Raw genomic sequence first — 22,094 nt, forward strand, 5'->3', positions numbered from 1 at the left:
CCTTAGCCGATCCGCTCGGCACGGCCGAAGATGCCCTGCGGCCGGAACAGCAGGATGAGGATGAGGATGACGAGTGCGGTGGCGTACTTGAAGTCGCCCGGCAGCACCAGGTTCGTGAGCTCGACGACGACGCCGATGATCATCGAACCGACGAGTGCGCCGTACGCGGTACCGAGACCACCGAGGGTCACGGACGCGAACATGAGCAGGAGCAGCTGCAGACCGGTCTGCCAGTTCACGCCGTTGAGCACGAGGCCGAGCATCACGCCGGAGAGACCGGCGAGACCCGCGGCGAGCGTCCACACGAAGCGGATCACCCGGTCGACGTCGATGCCGGACGCCGACGCGAGCGCCGGGTTGTCCGAGACCGCACGCGTCGCCCGGCCGAATCGGGTCTTCGCGAGGAAGAGCCCGGTCGCGATCAACACGACGAGGGCGATGCCCATCGCCACGTAGGACTGCACGGTCAGGGTGACCCCGGCGAACGTGACCGTCGACGGGTTGCTCTGCTGGATGCGGACGGTCGAGGCACCGAAGAAGTACTGGAACGCGTACTGCGCCGCGATCGACAGCCCGATCGTCACGATCATGAGCTGCGTCAGGCTGATCCGTCGGCGGCGCAGCGGTTTCCAGATGATCATGTCCTGGAAGTAGCCGCTCGCCGCGCAGAGGACGACGACGATCACCCCGGAGAGCCAGATGTTCCAGCCGAGCTGGTTCGCGAACACGTACGCCAGCAGACCGCCGAGCGTCACCTGCTCACCGTGGGAGAAGCTCGACAGCCCGGTCGTGCCGTAGATCAGCGACAGGCCGATCGAGGCGAGGGCGATGAGCAGTCCGAGCCGGATGCCGGACACGAACTGCTGCCAGGCCCGTGCGGCGGTGACGCTCGTCGTGGCGTCGCTCGTCGTCGCGCCCTGCTGGTCGGACAGCTGGAAGATCTGTCCCGCGTTGGCGTTGAGGTTCGCCTGCACCGTGCGCTTCGCGTCGGCGGCGTTCGTCAGGTACTGCCCCTTCGGGAGGGTGTCCTGGTCCACGGTCACGGTGTACTGACCGGAGGCCGGGACGCTCACCGACCAGCGGCCGGCGTCCGTCGTGGTCGACGTCGCCGTGAAGCCCGACGGGCCCGCGACGTCGACGTCCACGCCGGACGCGGGCTTCCGCGCGGAGTCGAGGATCGTGCCCTGGATGCACCCGTTCGTCGGGCTGACGGTGCAGGGCAGGGTGCTGGACGGTGCGGTGCTCGCGCTCGCGCTGGCACTCGCCGTCGCGGTGGTGGTCGCGCCCTGGGCGGGGAGCGTCACCGCCCAGTCGATGAGGAAGGTCGCCAGGAACGCCGCGACGAGCACGACGACGAGCACCAGTCGGCGACGGCCTGGCGCACCGGGGCGGAATCGGCGCAGCAGCGCCGATCCCGCAGGAGTGATGGATCCCACGGAAGAGCCTCTCGTTCGGATGACGAGGAACCTATGGTGATTTTGTGTCACCCGTGTTTCCAAAAGATTCCCTGTGGAATTCGTGGCGCAACTGTGACGATGTGGAGGAACCGTCCGTTGCGGAGCCGACCCCAGCCTCCAGGCCGGTTCCGGAGCCGCTCCCCACCGGGCACCCGCCGGAATGCGCGACCCGCCGCGCGCGTTAGCATGGTCTATCCGGAACCCGACGCTGCGTCCGGTGTCTCACCACTTCACCTCGCCCACGAAGGGGACCCATGGACCAGCCGGATCCGTTCGGATTCATCGGACTCACGTACGACGACGTCATGCTCCTGCCGGGGTACACCGACGTCATCCCGAGCGAGGCGTCGACGACGTCCCGGCTCACCAAGCGGATCTCCGTCAACGTCCCGCTGCTCTCCGCGGCGATGGACACCGTCACCGAAGCCCGCATGGCCATCGCCATGGCGCGCCAGGGCGGCATCGGGATCCTGCACCGCAACATGTCGATCGCCGACCAGGCCGCAGCTGTGGACAAGGTCAAGCGCTCCGAGTCGGGCATGATCACCAACCCGGTGACCACGACCCCGGACGCGACCGTCGCCGAGGTGGACGCGCTCTGCGGCCAGTTCCGCGTCTCCGGGCTGCCGGTCGTCGAGGGCGACGGCACGCTCGTCGGCATCATCACCAACCGCGACATGCGGTTCGTGGCGCCGTTCGAGCAGCAGACCACGCTCGTCCGCGACGTCATGACGAAGGCGCCGCTCATCACGGCACCGGTCGGCATCGACCCGGACGACGCCGTCGCGATCTTCGCCGAGCACAAGATCGAGAAGCTGCCGCTCATCGACGAGGCCGGCAAGCTCCGCGGCCTCATCACCGTCAAGGACTTCGACAAGAGCGAGAAGTACCCCGACGCCACCAAGGACGACGCCGGCCGACTCCGTGTCGGTGCCGCGATCGGGTTCTTCGGCGACGCGTGGCAGCGCGCGACCGCCCTGCTCGAAGCGGGTGTGGACGTCCTCGTCGTGGACACCGCCAACGGCCACAGCGCCGGCGTGCTCGACATGGTCCGTCGCCTGAAGGCCGACCCGGCGTTCGCCGGCGTCGACGTCATCGGCGGCCAGGCGGCCACCCGCGAAGGCGCACAGGCGCTCATCGACGCGGGCGTGGACGCGGTCAAGGTCGGCGTCGGCCCCGGGTCGATCTGCACCACCCGCGTCGTCGCCGGCGTCGGTGTGCCGCAGGTCACCGCCGTGTACGAAGCCTCGCTCGCCGCGCGTGAAGCCGGCGTGCCGGTCATCGCCGACGGTGGTCTGCAGTACTCGGGCGACATCGCGAAGGCCCTCGTCGCCGGCGCGGACACCGTGATGCTCGGATCGCTCCTCGCGGGCACCGACGAGTCCCCCGGGGACCTGGTCTTCGTCAACGGCAAGCAGTTCAAGGCGTACCGCGGGATGGGCTCCCTCGGTGCACTGCAGACCCGTGGCAAGAAGACCTCGTACTCGAAGGACCGCTACTTCCAGGCGGACGTCCCCTCGGACGACAAGCTCGTCCCCGAGGGCATCGAGGGCCAGGTGCCGTACCGCGGCTCCGTGGCGAACGTCGTGTACCAGCTCGTCGGTGGGCTGCGGCAGTCGATGTTCTACGTCGGCGGCCGGACCATCCCGGAGCTCAAGGCCCGCGGCAAGTTCGTCCGGATCACCCCGGCGGGGCTGAAGGAGTCGCACCCGCACGACGTGCAGATGGTCGTCGAGGCGCCGAACTACAGCCGGTAGCCAGAACTCCTGCTCGAAAGCGACAGTCCCCGGTGGGTAGCCCACCGGGGACTGTCGCTTTGCGGCACCACACCGCCCGCAGCGCAGCCCGCGCGGTGCCCGGGCGCGCGCGGCGCCCGTCCCCGCGGGCCACCCGCGAACCGGAGTACCCGCACAGGTTTCGTCACGGCTCGGTAACGAAACACTTTCCGTACCGCCCCGTCACACGGGCGAAACACCCGGACCCTACTTTTGCTCGCATCCCCACACGGAGGCGTCGCACTCGACCCGATGCGACAACAGCCCCCGTGCCGAGAAAGGGTTCCACGGATGATCAGAACCACCCGCGCCACCACGGCGCTGGCACTGGCGGGAGTCGCGGCGGTGCTGCTCGCGGCGTGCTCGACCTCCGGCAGCGCCGACCCGTCGTCGTCCGCCTCCGCGTCCAAGAAGGACCCGGCGGCCAGCTGCCAGGCCCCGTCGTCGCCCGGCACCGACGCGCTGAAGATCGGCACGATCCTGCCCCTCACGGGCTCGCTCGCCTACCTGAACCCGCCGGCCGAGGCCGGTGTGGGCCTCGCGGTCGACGACATCAACGCGGCCGGCGGTGTGCTCGACAAGGACGTCTCCATCGACCCGCAGACGGACTCCGGCGACAGCACGGACATGACGGTCTCGAGCTCGGCGGCGTCCAAGCTCGTGAACGCGAAGGTCCCGGTCGCGATCGGCGCGGAGTCCTCGTCCGTGACGCTCAACGTCATCGACCAGCTCACCAGCAACTGCATCGTGGAGATCTCCCCCGCGAACACCGCGTCCGACCTCTCGGGCTACTCGTCGTACTACTACCGGACCGCTCCGCCGGACTCGGTGCAGGGTTCGGCGCTCGGCCAGCTCGTCACGGGTGACGGCAACGCCAAGGTCGCGTTCCTCGTCTTCAACGACACGTACGGCACGGGTCTCCGCAACTCCGTCCAGGAGGCCGTCGAGTCCTCCGGTGGCCAGGTCGTCTACGGCGGCAAGGGCAAGGGCCAGGAGTTCCCGCCCGGACAGACCACGTTCTCGTCCGAGGTCACGGCGGCCCTCGCCGCCAAGCCCGACGCGATCGTCGTGCTGGCGTTCGACGAGACGAAGTCGATCATCCCCGAGCTCGTCTCGCAGGGCTGGGACATGTCGAAGGTCTACATGTCGGACGGCAACACCGCCGACTACTCGAAGGACTTCGACAAGGGCACCCTGAACGGTGCGCAGGGCACGATCCCCGGCGCCTCGCCGAAGGACGACCTGAAGCAGCGTCTCGCCGCCTACTACAAGAAGTCGTCGGGCAAGGACCTCGCCGACTACTCGTACGCGGCTGAGTCCTACGACGCCACCACCCTCGCCGCACTCGCTGCGGTGAAGGGCAAGGGCACCGACTCCGGCACGATCCAGGCCAACATGGACAAGGTGTCCGGGGCCGACGGTGGCACCGAGTGCTCGACGTTCAAGGACTGCAAGGCCCTGCTGGACGACGGCAAGGACATCCACTACACGGGTCCGTCGGGCATCGGTCCGTTCGACTCGAACAACGACCCGTCGAGCGCCTACATCGGCATCTACAAGTTCGACGGCGACAACAAGCCGGTGTACCAGAGCGCCATCCAGGGCTCGGTCAAGAAGTAGCACCGCAACGAAAGCGACAGTCCCCGGGAGGGTTCCTCCCGGGGACTGTCGCTTTCCGCGATCGGTCGCGTCCGGCCCGGCAGCTGGTCGCCACCACGGCGGACGGGAGGCTCGGTTCGGCCCCGTCAGGCCGCCACGGCTGGCACCGCGGTGCGGCGGGCGCGGCGCGCAGCCACGAACGAGTCCGTGGACAGGATCAGCAGCGCGATCCACACGATGCCGAACCCGATCCACCGCGAGGTCGACATCGCCTCGTGCTGGATCGTCACCCCCACGATCAGCTGCATCACCGGCGTCAGGTACTGGGTCAGCCCGAGCGTGGACAGCGAGAGGCGCCGCGCCGACGACGCGAAGAGGAGCAGCGGCACCGCCGTCGCCGGGCCCGCGCCGATCATGATGAGCGCGTGCACCCAGCCCTGGTTGCCGAAGGTGATGCCGCCGCCGATGCCGGTCACGCCGAGCACCACGAGCGTGACGACGGCGACGGGGGTCAGCCACATCGTCTCGATCGTCAGCCCGGACAGCGCGTCGACGGTCCCGCCGACGCGCTTCTTCACGAGCCCGTACAGCCCGAACGAGAACGCCAGCGCGAGGGAGATCCACGGCATCTGCCCGTAGCCGACCGCGATGACGACGACCGCGACGATGCTGATGCCGACGGCGGTCCACTGCGCCGGGCGCAGCCGTTCCCGGAGGAGCACGACGCCGAGCGCGATCGTGACGAGCGGGTTGATGAAGTACCCGAGCGCTGCCTCGACGGTGTGGCCCGTCGTCGTCGCGATGACGTACACGGTCCAGTTCACGACGATGAGCACCGCGGCGATCGCCATCACGCCCATCACCCGGCGCTGGGCGATGAGGGAGCGCGTGCGCAGCCACGACCGCGTGACCAGGATGGCGACCAGGCAGAACCCCAGCCCGAAGACGATCCGCCACGCGACGATCTCGAACGCTCCCGCCGGCGCCATCGCGACGAACAGCAGCGGCATCAGCCCCCAGAGCCCGTACGCGACGATCGCCTGCACGACGCCGACCGATGCCTCGCTCCGAACCGCCCGCTCTGTCACGGACCAATGCTACGGAAACGGCGAACGCCCCGGCAGCACGAGGCTGCCGAGGCGTTCGACGGGTGGAGCAGGTGTCAGTGCTCGATGACCGCGAGGACGTCGCGAGCGGAGAGGACCAGCAGGTCCTCGCCCGAGTACTTGACCTCGGTGCCGCCGTACTTCGAGTAGATGACCTTGTCGCCGACGGCGACGTCGAGCGGGACGCGGTTGCCGTTGTCGTCGATGCGACCCAGGCCCACGGCCACGACCTCGCCCTCCTGCGGCTTCTCCTTCGCGGTGTCCGGGATGACGAGACCGGAAGCAGTGGTCTGCTCCGCCTCGACCTGACGGATGACGATGCGATCTTCGAGCGGCTTGATGGTGACGGCCACGGTGACCTCTTCTTTCTCGGTACTGACTCGGTACAGATGAAAACCGGTTGGCACTACGCACACGAGAGTGCCAGGTCCAACTGTAGGGGGCCTCTGGCACTCGGTCAATCCGAGTGCCAGTCCTCCTGGTGATGACAGGATCGTCTCATGGACGCCACCGAACTCGCTCAGCTCCTGACCCCGGACGGGATGGCGCTCCTCGACCGGACGCCGGCGGTCTCCGACGACGGCGAGATCGTCCGCGTCGTCTCCCGCCTCCGGGCCGAGGGACACGATCCCCGCCTCGTCGCCGCGGTGCTCACGCAGGCGAAGCTCCGGCAGAAGGCCCGCGGCAAGTTCGGCGACTTCGCGAGCCGGATGCTGTTCACCGAGGCGGGCCTCGAGCAGGCGACGCGGCTCTCCGTCGCCGCCCGGCACGCCGGGCGGTTCGCCGCGGCCGGGCTGCACCGGGTGGCCGACCTCGGCTGCGGGATCGGCGGTGACGCACTCGCGATGGCCGCGCTCGACCTCGACGTCACCGCGGTCGACCAGGACGAGGTGACGGCGGCGGTGGCGACGCACAACCTCGCACCGTGGCCGGACGCCCGTGTGCTGCTCGGTGACGCGGCGACGTTCGACGTGTCGAGCGTCGACGGGGTCTGGATGGACCCGGCACGACGGACCGCCGGGCACACCAACACCCGTCGGCTCGCCGACCCGGACGACTGGTCGCCATCGCTCGACACCGTCTTCGCCGCCGCCACCACGACCCCGACCGGCGTGAAGCTCGGACCGGGCATCGACCGCGACCTCATCCCGGACACCGCCGAGGCGCAGTGGACCTCCGTCGACCGGGAGGTCGTGGAGCTCGCACTGTGGTTCGGCCCGCTCGCCCGACCCGGCATCCGGCGCGCCGCGACCGTCATCGGTACGCACGGCATCGCCGAGCTGACCGGGGCGGAGGACGCCGAGGACGTCGAGGTGGGCCCGGTCGGCGAGTACCTCCACGAACCCGACGGCGCGGTCATCCGGGCACGGCTCATCGGCGACCTGGCCCGGTCGATGGACGGCCGGATGCTCTCCGAGGGGATCGCCTACGTGACGTCGGACAGCCCGGTGACGACCCCGTTCGCGCAGACCTTCCGGGTGCTCGACACGATGCCGCTCGACGTCAAGCAGCTCGCCGCACGACTGGCCGCGGACGGGGTCGGCACGGTCGAGATCAAGAAGCGCGGCGTCGACGTCGACCCGGCGCAGTTCCGGAAGCGTCTGCGGCTGCGCGGCGGCTCACGCCGGATGACGCTCGTCCTCACCCGCGTGGCGGGACGGCACACCGCGCTGCTGTGCGAGCGCCTCAGCTGACGAAGGCGCCGGAGTCCGAGCCGTAGTCGGTGCCGTAGTCCGAGTAGCCACCGGAGTGGCCGATCGCGAAGACCACCAGGGCGATCCAGAGGATCCAGATGCCGGTCATCACCCAGCCGGCGATGATGCCGGTCAGCGCGAGACCGCGGCCCTGCTCGCCGCTCTGCCGGATCTTGCCGAGCGCCACGTGCCCGAGGATCGCGCCGGCGGGGCCGAGCAGGATCGCGATGAAGAAGAACGGGACCGCGCCGAGGCCGAAGACGATCGACAGGATCGCGAGGATGTTCGTCTTCGGGCGCTGCGCGTACGGCTGGTACCCGGTGTTGGCGTAGGCGCTGCCGGGGGCGGCGTACGGGTTCTGCTGCTGCGCGTACGGGTTCTGCTGGGCGTACGGGTTCTGCGGCTGCTGGGCGTACGGATTCTGCTGCTGGCCGGGCTGCGCATACGGGTTCTGCTGCTGCTGCTGGCCGGGCTGCGCGTACGGGTTCTGGGGAGCGCCGTACTGCGGCGGCTGCGGTGCGCTGTACGGGTTCTGCGGCTGCTGCTCGTCCGGCTTCGGCCGCTCGTTCTGATCGGACACGGTGCACCCCTCCCGACGGCCCGTGCGGCCGTCCGTTCGATCCTCCCACACCGGCGGGGACCGGACCTCAGACCTGGACGGTGGTGACGGGGAGCGTCGAGTCCGCGGCGATCCCGAGGTCGCTCGGCGCGTGCCCCTCGGCGACGAGCCGGGCACCGACCGCCGCGATCATCGCGCCGTTGTCGGTGCAGAGGTCGAGCGGGGGGATCCGCAGCGCGACCCCCGCCTCCGCGCAGCGCGCCTCGGCGACCGCACGGAGCCGGGCGTTCGCGACGACGCCGCCGCCGAGCAGCAGCCGGGGCACCCCGGAGTCCCGGCAGGCGTTCAGCGCCTTGGTCACGAGGACGTCGACCACGGCTTCCCGGAACGACGCTGCGACGTCCGCCACGGGGACCTCACGCCCCTCGTCGCGGCAGCGCTCGACCCACCGGGCAACGGCGGTCTTCAGCCCGGAGAACGAGAAGTCGTAGCGGTGCGCGGCCATGTCCTTCGGCAGGGTGAGCCCGCGCGGGAACCGGATCGCCTTCGGGTCCCCGTCGGCAGCGGCGCGGTCGATCTGCGGCCCGCCCGGGTACGGCAGCCCGAGGAGCCGTGCGACCTTGTCGAACGCTTCGCCCGCGGCGTCGTCGATGGTCTCGCCGAGGAGTTCCACGTCGTCGACGAGGTCCCGCACGAGGAGCAGCGACGTGTGCCCACCGGACACCAGGAGCGCCACCGTCGGCAGCTCGAGTTCGCTGCCGTCGGCGCGGAGGACGTCCGCCCCGACGTGTCCGACGAGGTGGTTCACCCCGTACAGCGGCTTGCCGGTGGCCACGGCGAGCGCCTTCGCCGCCCCGACACCGACCATCAGGGCACCGGCGAGCCCGGGGCCGGCGGTGACGGCGACCGCGTCGAGCTCGTCGAGGGTCACGCCGGCGCGCTGCAGCGCCTCGGACAGGGTCGGGGTCATGGCCTCTAGGTGCGCGCGTGCGGCGACCTCGGGCACGACGCCGCCGTAGCGCGCGTGCTCTTCCATGCTCGACGCGATGACGTTCGCCAGGAGGGTGCTCCCCCGGACGATGCCGACGCCGGTCTCGTCGCACGAGGTCTCGATGCCGAGCACCAGTGGTTCACGCATCGAGTGCCTCCTGTCCGACGGGGCCGGGCCCCGGCGTCTGCGCGGGTGCGAGCGCGGCCCGCATCACCCACGCGTCGACGCCGTCCGGCTGGTAGTAGCGCGGCCGGGTGGCGATGTGCTCGAACCCGAACGCGGTGTACATCGCCTGGGCGACCGGGTTGTCGGCGCGGACCTCGAGGAAGACCTCTTCCACGCCACGGCGACGGGCTTCGTCGAGGAGCTCGGTGAACAGCACGCGGCCGATGCCCTCCCCGCGGTGCTCCGCCGACACCGCGATCGTCTGGACGTCGGCGACCGGGTTGCCCGCGAGCGAGGACAGGCCCGCGTACCCGACGATCGTCGGCGCACCGTCGTCGGTGGTCTCGACGACGACGTAGTACCCGTGGGGCGAGTACAGCTCGCCGGACATCTGCGATGCCGACCAGGCGTCGGTGGGGAACGAGGCGTGCTCCAGCCACATCACGTCGTCGAGGTCCTGCGGATGGGCGCGCCGCAGGCGCAGCCCGGCGGGCAGGGTCACCGGCCCACCCGCTTGGGTGCGCCGGGCATCGTGACGTCGGGATCGCGGAGGTAGAGGGGGGCGTCCTCGGCGAAGGAACCGCCGGACGCGAGCCGGTCCGCGGCGAGCGCCCCGAGCCTCCCGGCGGGGATGGTGGTCGCGGTGACCCGCGGGAGCTGCCTGGAGGCTCCCAGCACGTCGTCGAGGTCCGCCGGCCTGGCCAGGCCAGGGCCCGCAGTGCGCGTGCCGGTCTGGTCGTGGACGCTCCAGTAGACCTCGCGCCGGCGGGCGTCCGTCAGGACGACGACGGGGCCGTCGGCTTCCGACGTCGCCTCGGCTGCGACCGCGTCGTGGCTGACCAGCGGCAGGAACGGGACGTCGCGTGCCACGGCGAAGGTGCGTGCGGCCGCGATGCCGACGCGGAGGCCGGTGAACGGGCCGGGGCCCATGCCCGCGACGACGCCGGTGACGTCCGCGGCGGTGATGCCGGCGTCGTCGAGCACGCCCTGCAGGAACGGACCGATCACCTCGGCATGGCGGCGGGAGTCCTCGGTGGACCGTTCCGCGAGGACCGTCCGGGTCTCGGGGTCGACGACGGCGACGGAGGTCCCGGCGGAGGTGTCGATCGCGAGCAGCACCCGTCCATCGTAGGCGGACAGAACCGGTGGTTCGCCCTCCCTCTGGGGGCAGGACGGCGCTGTCGGGCCGGTCGCCGCGACCGACAGTTCCGGGTACGAGCCCGCCGGGAGGGCTCGATCCCAGGGAGAGCTCATGCACAAGCGCTTCACCACGGCCGCCGTCGCCGCCGTGATCCTCACCGCCGCACTGGTCGCTGCACCGCTCGGAGGCGGAGGCACCGCCGAGGCTGCCGTGCCGGTGGGCAACATCGGGAAGTTCAAGCAGACCTTCCGCGAGGACTTCAAGACCGCTGCTCCCGCGAAGGGCAAGTTCGCGAAGACCTACGCGAAGTCGTGGCAGCCGTACCCGGACGGGATGTCCGGGATGTACTACTCGGGTTCACAGATCAGCGCGCACGACGGCTCGATGGACGTCGTCCTGGACGGCAAGCACGGCGCTGCCGGGACCTTCGGGACGCCGACCGGCGCCTGGGGGCACGTCGGCGGGAAGTTCTCCATCCGCGCTCGGGCGCTCGGCGGCAAGGCCAACGGTGCGGCGTTCATGCTCTGGCCGACGTCGAACGTGTGGTCCGACGGGGAGATCGACTTCCCGGAGAGCAACTTCGAGGCGACGCCGATGGTCCACCACCACTCGATGGTGAAGGGCAAGGAGGTCAACGCGATCAGCACCTCGACGGGCGTCAAGTGGAAGGACTGGCACGTCTACTCGGTCGAGTGGATCCCCGGGAAGTCCGTCACCTACTTCGTCGACAACCGGGTGATCAGCAAGGTCACGAAGGACGTCCCGAAGACCGCGCACCGGTACATGTTCCAGGTCGGGAACTGGGGCGCTGCCGGACACCTGTACATCGACTGGGTCACGACCTACGACTACAAGCCCTGACCGGGTGTCCCCTACTCGGGGGACTTTTCGGCTGTCCAATCCTTGTGATACGTCATCGAATCTGCTTAGAGTGCTCGCCGTGCCGAGATCCGGCTGTGCGGCACTCGTGGGGACGGGCGCTGCGCTCACGTCAGGGAAATGACATCCATGCAGACACGTACCAAGCGAGCGGCACTCACTGCGGCACTGCTCGGCGCCACACTCGTCGCCGTCCCGTTCGGAGGGGCGTCGGCCGCATCCGCAGCGACGACCTCCGTCACCGGAGCCCAGTTCGAACAGACCTACGGCGAGGACTTCGCCACCGATGCGGCGGCCGGCGGACAGTTCGCGCGGCAGTACGCGAACTCCTGGCAGCCGTACCCGGACGGGACCGGCGGGATGTGGTACTCCGGCTCGCAGATCAGCGCGCACGACGGGTACATGGACGTCGCGCTCGACGGGCGGCACGGCGCAGCCGGGACCTTCGGCACCCCGTCCGGAGCCTGGAGCCACCAGGGCGGCAAGTTCACCGTCCGGGCGATGGCGACCGGCGGTGACCGGAACGGCGCGGCGTTCATCCTCTACCCGACGTCGAACCGCTGGGCCGACGGGGAGATCGACTTCCCGGAGAGCAACTTCGAAGCGACGCCGATGGCGTACCAGCACCTGATGACCCCTGGACTCGAGGGCCTCTCGCACAGCGCCAGCACCGGCGTCTCGTGGCGGGACTGGCACACCTACTCGGTCGAGTGGATCCCGGGGCAGTCCGTGACGTACCTCGTCGACGACCGGGTGGTCCAGCGGATCACCTCGGACGTCCCGACCACGCCGCACCGCTACATGTTCCAGGTCGGCAACTGGGGCGCTTCCGGGCACCTCTACATCAACTGGGTCAGCATGGCCGAGTACGTGGGCTGACCCGATGGCCGAGGAGCAGACGCTGGACGACGGGCCGTTCTTCCACGGGACGAAGGCCGACCTCCGGGTGGGTGACCTGCTGACCGCGGGGTTCCGGTCGAACTACCGTCCGGAGATCGTGATGAACCACGTCTACTTCACGGCCGTCGGTGCCGGCGCCGGGCTCGCAGCGGAACTCGCTGCGGGTCCCGGCGAGCCGCGCGTGTACATCGTCGAGCCGACGGGTGCGTTCGAGGACGACCCGAACGTGACCGACCGGAAGTTCCCGGGCAACCCGACGCGGTCCTACCGCAGCACGTCGCCCATCCGGGTGGTCGGCGAGGTGACGGACTGGACCCGGCTCACGCCCGAGGCGCTGCAGACCTGGCGGGACCGGCTCGCCGTGCTCCGGACCGAAGAACGCGGCGCCATCATCAACTGACGCCGCACCACCTGACGGTCGGCGTCAGAGCGTGACGCCGACCCAGCGTGGACCGGTCGCGGTGACGACCACGCGGCGGGGTTCGTCGGGGACGTCGTCCGGGTCGAGGTCGTCCGGCGCGGCATCGGTCGCGTCGGCTCCGGTCGCGCGGACGATCTCGACGTCGAGCACGCTGTCGGTGATGCCCTCGACGAAGCCCCGCCCCCACTCGACGACGACGATCGAGGCGTCCCAGTCGAGGTCGAGGTCGTCGAGCTCCACCGGGTCGGACAGTCGGTACGCGTCCACGTGCACGAGGTCAGGGCCGGACGTCGTGGGATGGGTCCGCGCAAGCACGAACGTCGGGCTCGAGACCTGCCCGCGAGCGCCGAGCGCCGCCCCGAGACCCCGCGTCAACGTGGTCTTGCCGGCACCGAGCGGCCCGGTCAGGACGACCAGGTCGCCGGCGCGGAGGACCGCGGCGAGCCGGGCACCGAGCGCACCCATCTCCTCGGTGCTCGCGACCGTGGTGTCCAGGAGGACGGTCACGGGTTCTCGCCCCGGAGGTACTCGCCCACCCGGCCCTCGACGGAGTGCCCCGCGTAGACGCGCGGCACGCGGGAACCGATCCGGCAGACGATCTCCTCGCCGATGGTGCCGAGCGCCTCGCCCCACTCCAGGACGGTCATCTCGTCGCGCTCCCCCGTGCCGAACAGCACCACGGTGTCACCGACCTGGACGTCGTCGTCGCCGACGTCCACCAGGAACTGGTCCATCGCGACCCGCCCGGCGATCGGGTACCGCTTGCCGCCGATCGTCACCTCGAGCCGGCCCTGCGCGGACCGCGGGACCCCGTCCGCGTAGCCGAGCGGGACGAGCGCCAGCGTGGTCTCGCGGTCGGTGCGGTACGTGTAGTCGTACGACACCCCGGTGTCGACGGGGACCCGCTTGGTCTTCGCGACCGACGCCGTCAGGGTCATCACGGGTTCGAGGCCGAGGTCCGCCGCGGAGACGCCGTCCGCGCCGGGGATGCCGAACAGGTTCGCCCCCATCCGGACCATGTCCTTCCGGAACTCCTTGCGCTCGAGGCCGGCGAGCGACGCGGCGACGTGCTCGAGCGGCAGGTCGAGGCCGAGGTCCTCCGCCCGCTCGATCGCGTCCTCGAACAGCGACACGGCGGCGCGGTCGTCGTCGTCCGAGGACTCCGCCAGGTGCGTGTACGCGGCGACGACCTCGATGCGTCCGGCACGCTCGGCGTCCCGGGCCGTCTCGACCAGGGCGGGCCAGTCGTCGACGGCGGAACCGTCGCGGTGGAGGCCGGTGTCGACGCCGAGGTGCACCCGCGCCGGGCGCTGGTCCACCGCGTCGACCACGCGCTGCAGCTCGGCGACGTTCGAGACGCCGAGGTCCACCGCGGAGTCGATCGCGTCACGGAAGTCGAGGGCCGGGTCGTGCTGCCACGTGAAGAGGTGGACGTCCTCGCCGACGCCGATCGACCGCAGCCGGAGCGCGGCCGGGACGGTGAGGACGCCGATCCAGCGGATGCCGGCATCGACGGCCGCGAGGGCGATGGGCTCGAGGCCGTGCCCGTACGCGTCGGCCTTCATGATGGCCATCACCTCGACCGGGTCCATCCACCCACGGACCCGCTCGAGGTTCGCGCGGTACGCGTCGAGGTCGATCTCGGCCTGGCGCAGGGGCGCGCTCACGTCGTCCTCCGTTCGATGCTCCGGCCGAGCCGGGCCACCACCTCGTAGTTGATCGTGTCGACGGCGGCCGCCCAGTCCTCGACGGCGGGGTCGCCGTTCGCCGGGTCGCCCCAGAGGACGACCTCGTCGCCGGCGGCCACCTCGGCGTCGCCGATGTCGATGTGCATGGCGTTCATCGCCACCCGGCCGACGACCGGGAAGCGTCGGTCGCCGATGCGGACCGAGACGTGGTTGCCGAACGCACGGTCGAAGCCGTCCGCGTACCCGAGTCCGATCACCGCGAGCCGGGTGTCCGACTCCGCACGCCACGTGTAGCCGTAGCTGACGCCGTCCCCAGCGGGCACGACGACCGTGCGGAGGACCGCCGCCGTCACGCGCATCGCCGGGCGGAGCCCCAGCTCGGCGGACGTCCGGTCCGCGAACGGGCTCAGCCCGTAGAGCGCGATCCCGATGCGGGCCAGGTCACGGCGGGTCTCCGGGACCGCGATGCTCGCGGCGCTGGCGGCCAGGTGCACCACGTCCGGCACGATCCCCCGCGACGACAGGCCGTCGAGCGCCCGCTGCAGTGCGGCGTCCTGGTCGAGGTCGTCGGTGCGTGAGGCGTTCGACAGGTGCGACATCAGTCCCTCGACGCGGGTCCGGGCACCGCCGCGGGCGAGCGACGCCGCACGGTCGAAGAGCTCCGACCACTCGGACTCCACCGCGCCGTTCCGGCTGAGGCCCGTGTCCACGCAGATGTGCACGGCGCGGACCTCGGCGTCGGCGGCGCTGGAGAGCTGCTCGACGCTGGAGACGGCCGGGGTGATCCCGAACTGGGCGGCACGACGGAAGTCCTCGTCCGGGGCGTGCAGCCACGCGAGGATGCGGACCCCCTCGTCGATGCCGGCCTGCCGGAGCGCGATGCCCTCGTCGATGTCCGCGACGCCGAGCCACTCCGCACCGGCGTCCACGAACGCCTGCGCGGCCGCAGCCGCGCCGTGGCCGTACGCGTTCGCCTTGACGACGGCGATGACGCCGGACGGGGCCACCTGTTCGGCGACCGTCGCGTAGTTGGCGATCAGGGCCTCCCGGTCGACCGTGATCCCGGTGAACGCACTCAAGCCTTGTCCTCTGTCCCCTCGATGACCACGAAGGCCGTGGCGATCCCCCCATCATGGGAGAGCGACAGGTGCACCGCCGTGACGCCACGCGCGTCGGCCACCCGCCGGGCACCCTCGTGGAGCGTCAGCGACGGGTTCCGCTGGTCGTCCGAGACCACCTCGAGCTCCTGCCAGCTGAGCCCAGCACTCGACCCGAACGCCTTGATCAGCGCTTCCTTCGCGGCGAACCGCGCCGCGAGGGACGCGATCGGCCGGGGCTCGCCGTCACGGACGAGCTCCGACGTCGTGAACAGGCGCGTCCGCATCGCGGGCGTCCGTGTCAGGACCCGCTCGAACCGCTCCAGGTCGACCACGTCGACCCCGATGCCGATGATCACGCGCGACTACTCGACGGTGACCGACTTCGCGAGGTTGCGCGGCTGGTCGACGTCGAGGCCCTTCGCGGCCGCGAGCTCCATGCCGAACATGTGCAGCGGGGCCACGGCGAGCAGCGGCTCGAAGAGCGGCGTCGCGAGCGGGATCCGGAGGACCTCGTCGGCGAAGGGCAGCACCGCGGCGTCGCCCTCTTCGGCGATGGCGATCACCCGGGCGCCGCGAGCGCGGATCTCCTGGATGTTCGACACCACCTTCGGGTGCAGCGAACGGGCGTCACGCGGCGACGGCACGATGACGAAGACGATCTGCCCCGGCTCGATGAGCGCGATCGGACCGTGCTTCAGCTCACCGGCGGCGAAGCCCTCGGCGTGGATGTACGCGAGCTCCTTGAGCTTCAGCGCGCCCTCGAGTGCGATCGGGTACCCGACGTGGCGGCCGAGGAACAGCACGCTGCGGGTGTCGGCCATCCACTTCGCGAGCTCGGCGACACCGGAGGCGTCCTCGATGGTCTGCTGCAGCTTCGCCGGCAGCGCTTCGAGCTCGGCGACCTGCACGGCGATCTGCTCCGCCGTCAGGGTGCCGCGGATCGTGGCGAGGTGCAGCCCGAGCAGGTACAGCGCGACACCCTGCGCGAGGAACGCCTTCGTCGATGCGACGGCGACCTCCGGCCCGGCGTGCGTGTAGATCACGGCGTCGGACTCGCGCGGGATCGTGGCGCCCTGGGTGTTGCAGATCGAGAGGACCTGCGCGCCCTGCTCCCGCGCGTACTTCACGGCCATCAGCGTGTCCATGGTCTCGCCGGACTGGCTGATCGACACGACGAGGGTGTTCTCGTCGAGCACCGGGTCGCGGTAGCGGAACTCGTGGGCCAGCTCCACCTCCACCGGGACGCGTGCCCACTGCTCGATGGCGTACTTGCCGAGGATGCCGGCGTACGCCGCGGTGCCGCAGGCGATGACGATGACGCGGTCGACCTGCTGCAGGCGCTCCGCGATCGGGTCGAGGTCGTGCAGGGTGACCGCGCCGTCGTGCACGCGGCCGAGGATCGTCTTCGCGACGGCCTCGGGCTCCTCGCTGATCTCCTTCGCCATGAAGGAGGACCAGCCGCCCTTGTCCGCGGCGGACGCGTCCCAGTTCACCTCGAACTCGTTCGCCTCGGCGGGGGTCCCGTCGAAGTGGATGACGTCGACGCCGTCCGGGCGGATCGTGACGATCTCGTCCTGACCGATCGACAGGGCACGCTGCGTGTACGCGACGAACGCGGCGACGTCCGAGCCCATGAAGTTCTCGCCGTCGCCGAGCCCCACCACGAGGGGCGAGTTGCGACGGGCGCCGACGACGACACCCGTCTGGTCGGCGTGCACGACGAGGAGCGTGAAGGCGCCCTCGAGCCGCTGCACGGTCTGCTGCATGGCGCTCGTCAGGTCGCCGGTGGCACGGAAGGCGCGGGCGACGAGGTGCGCCGCGACCTCGGAGTCGGTCTCGCTGAGGAACTCGACGCCCTCGGCGACGAGTTCGGCACGCAGCTCGGAGAAGTTCTCGATGATGCCGTTGTGGATGAGCGCCAGCTTGCCGCCGTCGGCGAGGTGCGGGTGCGCGTTCTCGTCCGTCGGGCCGCCGTGGGTCGCCCAGCGGGTGTGCCCGATGCCGGTCCCACCGTCGGCGATGGGGTGCGATTCGAGCTCGTCCACGAGGGCCTGGAGCTTGCCGGCCTTCTTGGCCGAGGTCAGGTCACCGGACGGGTCGATGACCGCGATGCCGGCCGAGTCGTACCCGCGGTACTCGAGCCGACGGAGACCACCGAGGAGCACGTCCGTGCTGCTGTTGCTGCCGACGTAGCCGACGATTCCACACATGGTCCCGATCCTACGATGCGGCGGGGACTGCTCCCTGCGAGGAGACCTGATCGATACTGATCTGGCGGTCTGCCGCTTTCTGGCAGAGTCTCATCGAAACGACAGACAGCACTAGAATCTGTCAGATGCACGCCGAACTGAACCCCTATGCGCCTGGCGCCGGTCTGCGCCCACCGGAGCTCGTCGGGCGTCAGGCCGAAGTGGACGCGTTCGACCTCCTCGTGGCCAGGTCTCGACGGGGGCAGACCTCCCGGAGCCTCGTGCTGCACGGACTGCGCGGCGTTGGGAAGACGGTGCTGCTGAACCAGTTCCGAGCACAAGCCGACAGCGCTGGATGGCTCGTCGTCGACGTCGAGGGGCAGACCTCGGACTCCGGGCAGCAGAACACACGCCGACGTCTCGCGCGGGAGATCGCGCTCGCCGCCCGCCGCCTCCACCGCGGGCGGACTGTCACCTCCGCAGTGCGGAATGCGCTCGCGACCGTGAAGGCGTTCAGCGTCCAGTTCGGTGGACTCGGGTTCTCGATCGACGTCGATGCTTCTGTCGGACGGGCCGACACCGGAGTGATCGAGATCGACCTCGAGGAACTCGTCGAGGACCTCGCCCCGGCGCTCCGCGAGCAGCAACGTGTCCTGGCCCTGTTCATCGACGAGCTGCAGGACCTGGAACCTGCACTCCTTGCAGCACTGATCTCCGTGCAGCATCGCGCCGGACAGCGAGACTGGCCCTTCGTCGTCGTCGGCGCAGGGCTGCCGAGCGTGCCGGGGACCCTGACGGCCGCCAAGTCGTACGCGGAGCGGCTCTTCGACTACCGAGAGATCGGATCGCTGCCGTCCGGCGCCGCGGCCGATGCTCTCGTCCTGCCAGCGCGACGCTCCGGTGTGTCCTTCGATGCGCCCGCCCTCGACATCCTCGTGGACGCAGCCGGCGGCTATCCGTACTTCCTGCAGACGTACGGGTCCGCCGCCTGGGACCTGGCCGCCGACAAGCGGATCACCGAAGCTGACGCGATCGGGGCAATCGACCGGGGCAATGCCGAGCTCGACAGCGGATTCTTCCCCGGCAGATGGGCCAGCGCCACTCCTTCAGAGCGGCAGTACCTCGTCGCCATGGCCGAGGACGCTACTGGGGAATCGTCGACCGGTGAAGTCGCATCTCGGCTCGGCGTGCCCGCCAAGGCAACAAGCCAAGCGCGTCACGCACTCATCGGGAAGGGCATCGTGTTCTCACCGCAGCGCGGCCGCATCGCCTTCACAGTGCCGAACATGTGCGAGTTCGTCCGCCGTCAGGCCGATCTCGACCTCGACGACTAGCGTCCGGGCCATGGGACGTTTCGACGAGATCGACATCACGACGCTGCACGGTGAGCACACCACGTTCGGCGCGTACGCGGACAAGGCGGTGCTCGTGGTGAACGTGGCGTCGCGCTGCGGGCTCGCACCGCAGTACGAGCAGCTCGAGGAGCTGCAGAAGACCTACGGACCGCGCGGCTTCACGGTCCTCGGGTTCCCGAGCAACCAGTTCCTGCAGGAGCTCGGTTCGTCGGAGGCCATCGACGAGTACTGCTCCACCACGTGGGGTGTGACGTTCCCGATGTCCGAGAAGGTGAAGGTGAACGGCGGCGGTGCGCACCCGCTCTACAAGGAGCTGAAGCAGACCCCGGACGCGACCGGCAAGGCCGGCCGGGTGATCTGGAACTTCGAGAAGTTCCTCGTCGCACCGGACGGCACCGTGTCCCGCTTCCGTCCGACGACGAAACCCGACGCACCCGAGGTGATCGCGGCCATCGAGGCGGCCCTGCCGACGACGTGACCGGCGCGCGCGACGCACCACGGGCCTCCCGTCTGGTTACGCTCGATCCCATGCCGATCCCGGAGACCGCCGTCGCGCACCCCACCCCCTTCGTGGAGATCCCGCGCGCGGAGTGGTCGCAGCTCGCCCCCAAGGAGCACCTCTCCCTCACCGAGACGGAGATCGTCCAGCTCCGCGGGCTCGGCGACCGCCTCGACATGCAGGAGGTGCAGGAGGTCTACCTCCCGCTCTCGCGACTCCTGACGCTGTACGCGGCGGGGGCGAAGCACCTGCACGCGGAGACGAGCCGGTTCCTCGGCGACCGAGCCGGACGCACCCCGTTCGTCATCGGTGTCGCGGGCTCCGTCGCCGTCGGCAAGTCCACCGTCGCCCGCCTGCTCCGCGAACTCACGAAGCGCTGGCCGGACACCCCACGTGTGGAACTCGTCACCACCGACGGCTTCCTGTACCCGAACGCCGAGCTCGAGCGCCGCGGGATCATGGACCGCAAGGGCTTCCCCGAGTCGTACGACCGCCGGTCCCTGCTGCGCTTCGTCAGCCAGGTCAAGAGCGGCGCGACCGAGGTGCGTGCGCCGTTCTACTCGCACCTGGTCTACGACATCGTGCCGGACGCCGAGATCGTCGTGCGCCAGCCCGACATCCTCATCGTCGAGGGCCTCAACGTGCTCGCGCCGCCGATGCACGGACGCCTGGCACTGTCCGACCTGTTCGACTTCACGATCTACGTCGACGCGAAGACCCGGGACATCGAGTCCTGGTACGTCGACCGCTTCCTGGCCCTGCAGGAAGAGGCGTTCTCCAGCCCCGACTCGTTCTTCCACCGGTTCGCGTCGCTCTCGCGTGAGGACGCCGTGGCGACCGCGACGCAGGTCTGGCGCGCGATCAACGAGCCGAACCTCGTCGAGAACGTGCTGCCGACCCGTTCCCGGGCGACCCTCGTGCTGAAGAAGGCCGCCGACCACAAGGTGTCGTCGGTCCTGCTCCGCAAGATCTAGCGCGCGCGGCGGACGCGCGGCGCGGCGCCCGCCGTCGCCCGTGGCCGCTGACCGGCGCCCGTGGCCGCGGTGCGGACCGGCGGCGCACAACGAAAACCCGCTCGAACCACGGACGGCCGTGGTGCGAACGGGTTTCGGTTGCTCAAGGACAGACGGCACTGCACGCGGCACGGCAGCGGCACCGCACTCGGCGGCACCACGCGGCGGCACCGCGCCGGCGCGCTACGCCGCGTCGAGCGCCAAGCGCTCCTCGACGACCGCCGCGAGCTCCTCGGCGACCCGCTGCGCGGTCTCCTGCGACGCGGCCTCGACCATCACGCGCACGACGGGCTCGGTGCCCGACGGACGCAGCAGCACGCGGCCGGTGTCGCCGAGCGACTCGGACGCCGCAGCGACGGCGTCCTGCACGCCCTGGTCAGCGAGTCCGTGCCGGTCGACACCGCGGACGTTCAGCAGCACCTGCGGGAACACCGTCATGCACGATGCGAGCTCCTCGAGGGACTTGCCCGTCCGCGCCATCTCGGCGACGAGGTGCAGGCCGGTGAGGATGCCGTCGCCCGTGGTGGCGTACTCCTGGAAGATGATGTGGCCGGACTGCTCGCCGCCGAGCGAGTACCCGCCCTCGTTCATCTTCTCCAGGACGTAGCGGTCGCCCACCCCGGCCTCGATCACGGTGATGCCCGCGTCGGACATCGCACGCTTGAGCCCGAGGTTCGACATCACCGTCGCGACGAGGGTGTCGGACACCAGGTGCCCGCGCTCCTTGAGCGACAGCGCGAGGATCGCCATGATCTGGTCGCCGTCGATCGCGTTGCCCGCGGCGTCGACCGCCAGGCAGCGGTCCGCGTCGCCGTCGTGCGCGATGCCGACGTCGGCGCCGGCTTCGAGCACCGCACGGGCGAGGTTGTCGATGTGCGTAGACCCGACACCGTCGTTGATGTTCCAGCCGTCCGGCTCGGCACCGATCAGGGTGACCTTCGCGCCGGCGTTGACGAACACCTCGGGCGAGACACCGGCGGCGGCACCGTTCGCGCAGTCGAGCACGACGTGGATGCCGTCGAGCCGGTGCGGCAGCGTGCCGAGCAGGTGCACGACGTAGCGGTCCTCAGCGTCGGCGAACCGGGTGATCCGGCCGACGCCGATGCCGGTGGGCGTGGGCGCAGACTGGTCGTGCATCGCGGCTTCGATGCGGTCCTCGACCTCGTCGGGCAGCTTCTTGCCGCCCGTCGCGAAGAACTTGATCCCGTTGTCCGGGGCCGGGTTGTGCGATGCGGAGATCATCACGCCGAAGTCGGCGTCGATGTCCGCGACCAGGAACGCGGCAGCGGGAGTGGGGATGACCCCGGCGTCGAGGACGTCGACGCCGGCGGAGGCGAGCCCGGCCGCGACCGCGGCACCCAGGAACTCACCGGAGACGCGCGGGTCGCGCGCCAGGACCGCGCGGGGGCGCGGTCGGCCGGACGCCCGACGGGCGTCCGCATGGTGTCCGTGCGTGAGCACGGCCGCGCTCGCCTGGGCAAGACCCAGTGCGAGCGCGGCCGTCAACTCGCCGTTGGCGAGGCCACGAACGCCGTCGGTACCGAACAGACGCGGCATTGCATC

22 protein-coding genes are annotated in these 22,094 nt (G+C 70.4%); 9 read left to right on the plus strand and 13 right to left on the minus strand.

Annotated elements, in window-relative coordinates; translation table 11 throughout:
• Positions 1 to 2 precede the first annotated feature (2 nt).
• Entirely contained in the window at positions 3 to 1,436 is a 1,434-nt protein-coding gene (locus tag EDF55_RS09705) for a branched-chain amino acid ABC transporter permease (protein WP_260235883.1), read from the minus strand.
• A gap of 275 nt (positions 1,437 to 1,711) precedes the next feature.
• Here EDF55_RS09705 and guaB point away from each other — a divergent pair, with 275 nt between their 5' ends.
• Both guaB and EDF55_RS09715 read left to right on the plus strand, forming a co-directional pair.
• On the plus strand, positions 1,712 to 3,214 hold the full coding sequence (gene guaB / locus EDF55_RS09710; RefSeq protein ID WP_123654780.1) for an IMP dehydrogenase: 1,503 nt from the start codon (positions 1,712 to 1,714) through the stop codon (positions 3,212 to 3,214).
• 309 nt (positions 3,215 to 3,523) lie between these two features.
• Positions 3,524 to 4,852: an ABC transporter substrate-binding protein gene (locus tag EDF55_RS09715; protein WP_123654781.1), complete on the plus strand. Its 1,329-nt coding sequence runs from the start codon at positions 3,524 to 3,526 to the stop codon at positions 4,850 to 4,852.
• A 125-nt stretch (positions 4,853 to 4,977) separates the two neighbouring features.
• On the opposite strand, the gene rarD is transcribed toward EDF55_RS09715, so the two are convergent.
• On the minus strand, positions 4,978 to 5,919 hold the full coding sequence (gene rarD / locus EDF55_RS09720; protein WP_123654782.1) for an EamA family transporter RarD: 942 nt from the start codon (positions 5,917 to 5,919) through the stop codon (positions 4,978 to 4,980).
• Positions 5,920 to 5,993: 74 nt separating this feature from the next.
• Positions 5,994 to 6,290, minus strand: coding sequence for a co-chaperone GroES (gene groES / locus EDF55_RS09725; RefSeq protein WP_123654783.1), 297 nt, complete (start codon positions 6,288 to 6,290; stop codon positions 5,994 to 5,996).
• 147 nt (positions 6,291 to 6,437) lie between these two features.
• On the opposite strand from groES, the gene EDF55_RS09730 reads away from it, so the two are divergent.
• Positions 6,438 to 7,631, plus strand: coding sequence for a class I SAM-dependent methyltransferase (locus EDF55_RS09730; protein ID WP_123654784.1), 1,194 nt, complete (start codon positions 6,438 to 6,440; stop codon positions 7,629 to 7,631).
• Here the strand turns inward: EDF55_RS09730 and EDF55_RS09735 are convergent.
• The 4 genes from EDF55_RS09735 to tsaB all read right to left on the minus strand — a co-directional run bounded on the left by EDF55_RS09735 (position 7,624) and on the right by tsaB (position 10,465).
• Entirely contained in the window at positions 7,624 to 8,211 is a 588-nt protein-coding gene (locus EDF55_RS09735) for a DUF4190 domain-containing protein (RefSeq protein ID WP_123654785.1), read from the minus strand. The two genes, EDF55_RS09730 and EDF55_RS09735, sit on opposite strands and share 8 nt — an antisense overlap.
• Positions 8,212 to 8,278: 67 nt before the next feature.
• The gene (gene tsaD / locus EDF55_RS09740; protein WP_123654786.1) at positions 8,279 to 9,328 is read right to left on the minus strand and encodes a tRNA (adenosine(37)-N6)-threonylcarbamoyltransferase complex transferase subunit TsaD; all 1,050 of its coding nucleotides are present in this window, start codon (positions 9,326 to 9,328) and stop codon (positions 8,279 to 8,281) included.
• Positions 9,321 to 9,848: a ribosomal protein S18-alanine N-acetyltransferase gene (gene rimI / locus EDF55_RS09745; protein ID WP_260235884.1), complete on the minus strand. Its 528-nt coding sequence runs from the start codon at positions 9,846 to 9,848 to the stop codon at positions 9,321 to 9,323. Before rimI ends, tsaD begins: the two co-directional genes overlap by 8 nt.
• Complete coding sequence (gene tsaB, locus EDF55_RS09750) at positions 9,845 to 10,465, minus strand: tRNA (adenosine(37)-N6)-threonylcarbamoyltransferase complex dimerization subunit type 1 TsaB (protein WP_123654787.1); 621 nt, start codon at positions 10,463 to 10,465, stop codon at positions 9,845 to 9,847. Before tsaB ends, rimI begins: the two co-directional genes overlap by 4 nt.
• A gap of 133 nt (positions 10,466 to 10,598) precedes the next feature.
• Here tsaB and EDF55_RS09755 point away from each other — a divergent pair, with 133 nt between their 5' ends.
• From EDF55_RS09755 to arr, 3 genes are all read left to right on the plus strand, one after another.
• A complete protein-coding gene (locus EDF55_RS09755) occupies positions 10,599 to 11,348 on the plus strand; it encodes a glycoside hydrolase family 16 protein (protein WP_123654788.1) in 750 nt (249 codons plus the stop codon).
• A 147-nt stretch (positions 11,349 to 11,495) separates the two neighbouring features.
• Complete coding sequence (locus EDF55_RS09760; protein WP_243698200.1) at positions 11,496 to 12,245, plus strand: glycoside hydrolase family 16 protein; 750 nt, start codon at positions 11,496 to 11,498, stop codon at positions 12,243 to 12,245.
• A 4-nt stretch (positions 12,246 to 12,249) separates the two neighbouring features.
• Complete coding sequence (gene arr, locus EDF55_RS09765) at positions 12,250 to 12,666, plus strand: NAD(+)--rifampin ADP-ribosyltransferase (protein ID WP_123654790.1); 417 nt, start codon at positions 12,250 to 12,252, stop codon at positions 12,664 to 12,666.
• Positions 12,667 to 12,690: 24 nt separating this feature from the next.
• Here the strand turns inward: arr and tsaE are convergent, their stop codons facing one another.
• The 5 genes from tsaE to glmS are packed head-to-tail and all read right to left on the minus strand — an operon-like array spanning position 12,691 to position 17,685.
• The gene (gene tsaE / locus EDF55_RS09770; RefSeq protein WP_123655417.1) at positions 12,691 to 13,152 is read right to left on the minus strand and encodes a tRNA (adenosine(37)-N6)-threonylcarbamoyltransferase complex ATPase subunit type 1 TsaE; all 462 of its coding nucleotides are present in this window, start codon (positions 13,150 to 13,152) and stop codon (positions 12,691 to 12,693) included.
• 38 nt (positions 13,153 to 13,190) lie between these two features.
• On the minus strand, positions 13,191 to 14,354 hold the full coding sequence (gene alr / locus EDF55_RS09775; protein WP_221180743.1) for an alanine racemase: 1,164 nt from the start codon (positions 14,352 to 14,354) through the stop codon (positions 13,191 to 13,193).
• Complete coding sequence (gene alr, locus EDF55_RS09780; RefSeq protein ID WP_123654791.1) at positions 14,351 to 15,454, minus strand: alanine racemase; 1,104 nt, start codon at positions 15,452 to 15,454, stop codon at positions 14,351 to 14,353. Before alr (EDF55_RS09780) ends, alr (EDF55_RS09775) begins: the two co-directional genes overlap by 4 nt.
• On the minus strand, positions 15,451 to 15,831 hold the full coding sequence (locus EDF55_RS09785) for a holo-ACP synthase (RefSeq protein WP_123654792.1): 381 nt from the start codon (positions 15,829 to 15,831) through the stop codon (positions 15,451 to 15,453). The genes alr (EDF55_RS09780) and EDF55_RS09785 overlap by 4 nt, the downstream gene beginning before the upstream one ends.
• A 6-nt stretch (positions 15,832 to 15,837) precedes the next feature.
• On the minus strand, positions 15,838 to 17,685 hold the full coding sequence (glmS, locus tag EDF55_RS09790) for a glutamine--fructose-6-phosphate transaminase (isomerizing) (RefSeq protein ID WP_123654793.1): 1,848 nt from the start codon (positions 17,683 to 17,685) through the stop codon (positions 15,838 to 15,840).
• Between the two features lie 125 nt (positions 17,686 to 17,810).
• Between glmS and EDF55_RS09795 the strand changes: the two genes are divergently transcribed.
• The 3 genes from EDF55_RS09795 to coaA are packed head-to-tail and all read left to right on the plus strand — an operon-like array spanning position 17,811 to position 20,492.
• Positions 17,811 to 18,998 (plus strand): ATP-binding protein, encoded by a 1,188-nt coding sequence (locus tag EDF55_RS09795; protein WP_123654794.1) that lies wholly within the window; start codon positions 17,811 to 17,813, stop codon positions 18,996 to 18,998.
• Positions 18,999 to 19,008: 10 nt separating this feature from the next.
• Positions 19,009 to 19,497: a glutathione peroxidase gene (locus tag EDF55_RS09800; protein WP_123654795.1), complete on the plus strand. Its 489-nt coding sequence runs from the start codon at positions 19,009 to 19,011 to the stop codon at positions 19,495 to 19,497.
• A 50-nt stretch (positions 19,498 to 19,547) separates the two neighbouring features.
• Entirely contained in the window at positions 19,548 to 20,492 is a 945-nt protein-coding gene (coaA, locus tag EDF55_RS09805) for a type I pantothenate kinase (protein WP_123654796.1), read from the plus strand.
• 222 nt (positions 20,493 to 20,714) lie between these two features.
• On the opposite strand, the gene glmM is transcribed toward coaA, so the two are convergent.
• Positions 20,715 to 22,088, minus strand: a complete 1,374-nt coding sequence (gene glmM, locus EDF55_RS09810; protein WP_123654797.1) for a phosphoglucosamine mutase — start codon at positions 22,086 to 22,088, stop codon at positions 20,715 to 20,717.
• Positions 22,089 to 22,094 lie beyond the last annotated feature (6 nt).

It is taken from the genome of Curtobacterium sp. ZW137, assembly GCF_003762905.1.
GTDB lineage: Bacteria > Actinomycetota > Actinomycetes > Actinomycetales > Microbacteriaceae > Curtobacterium.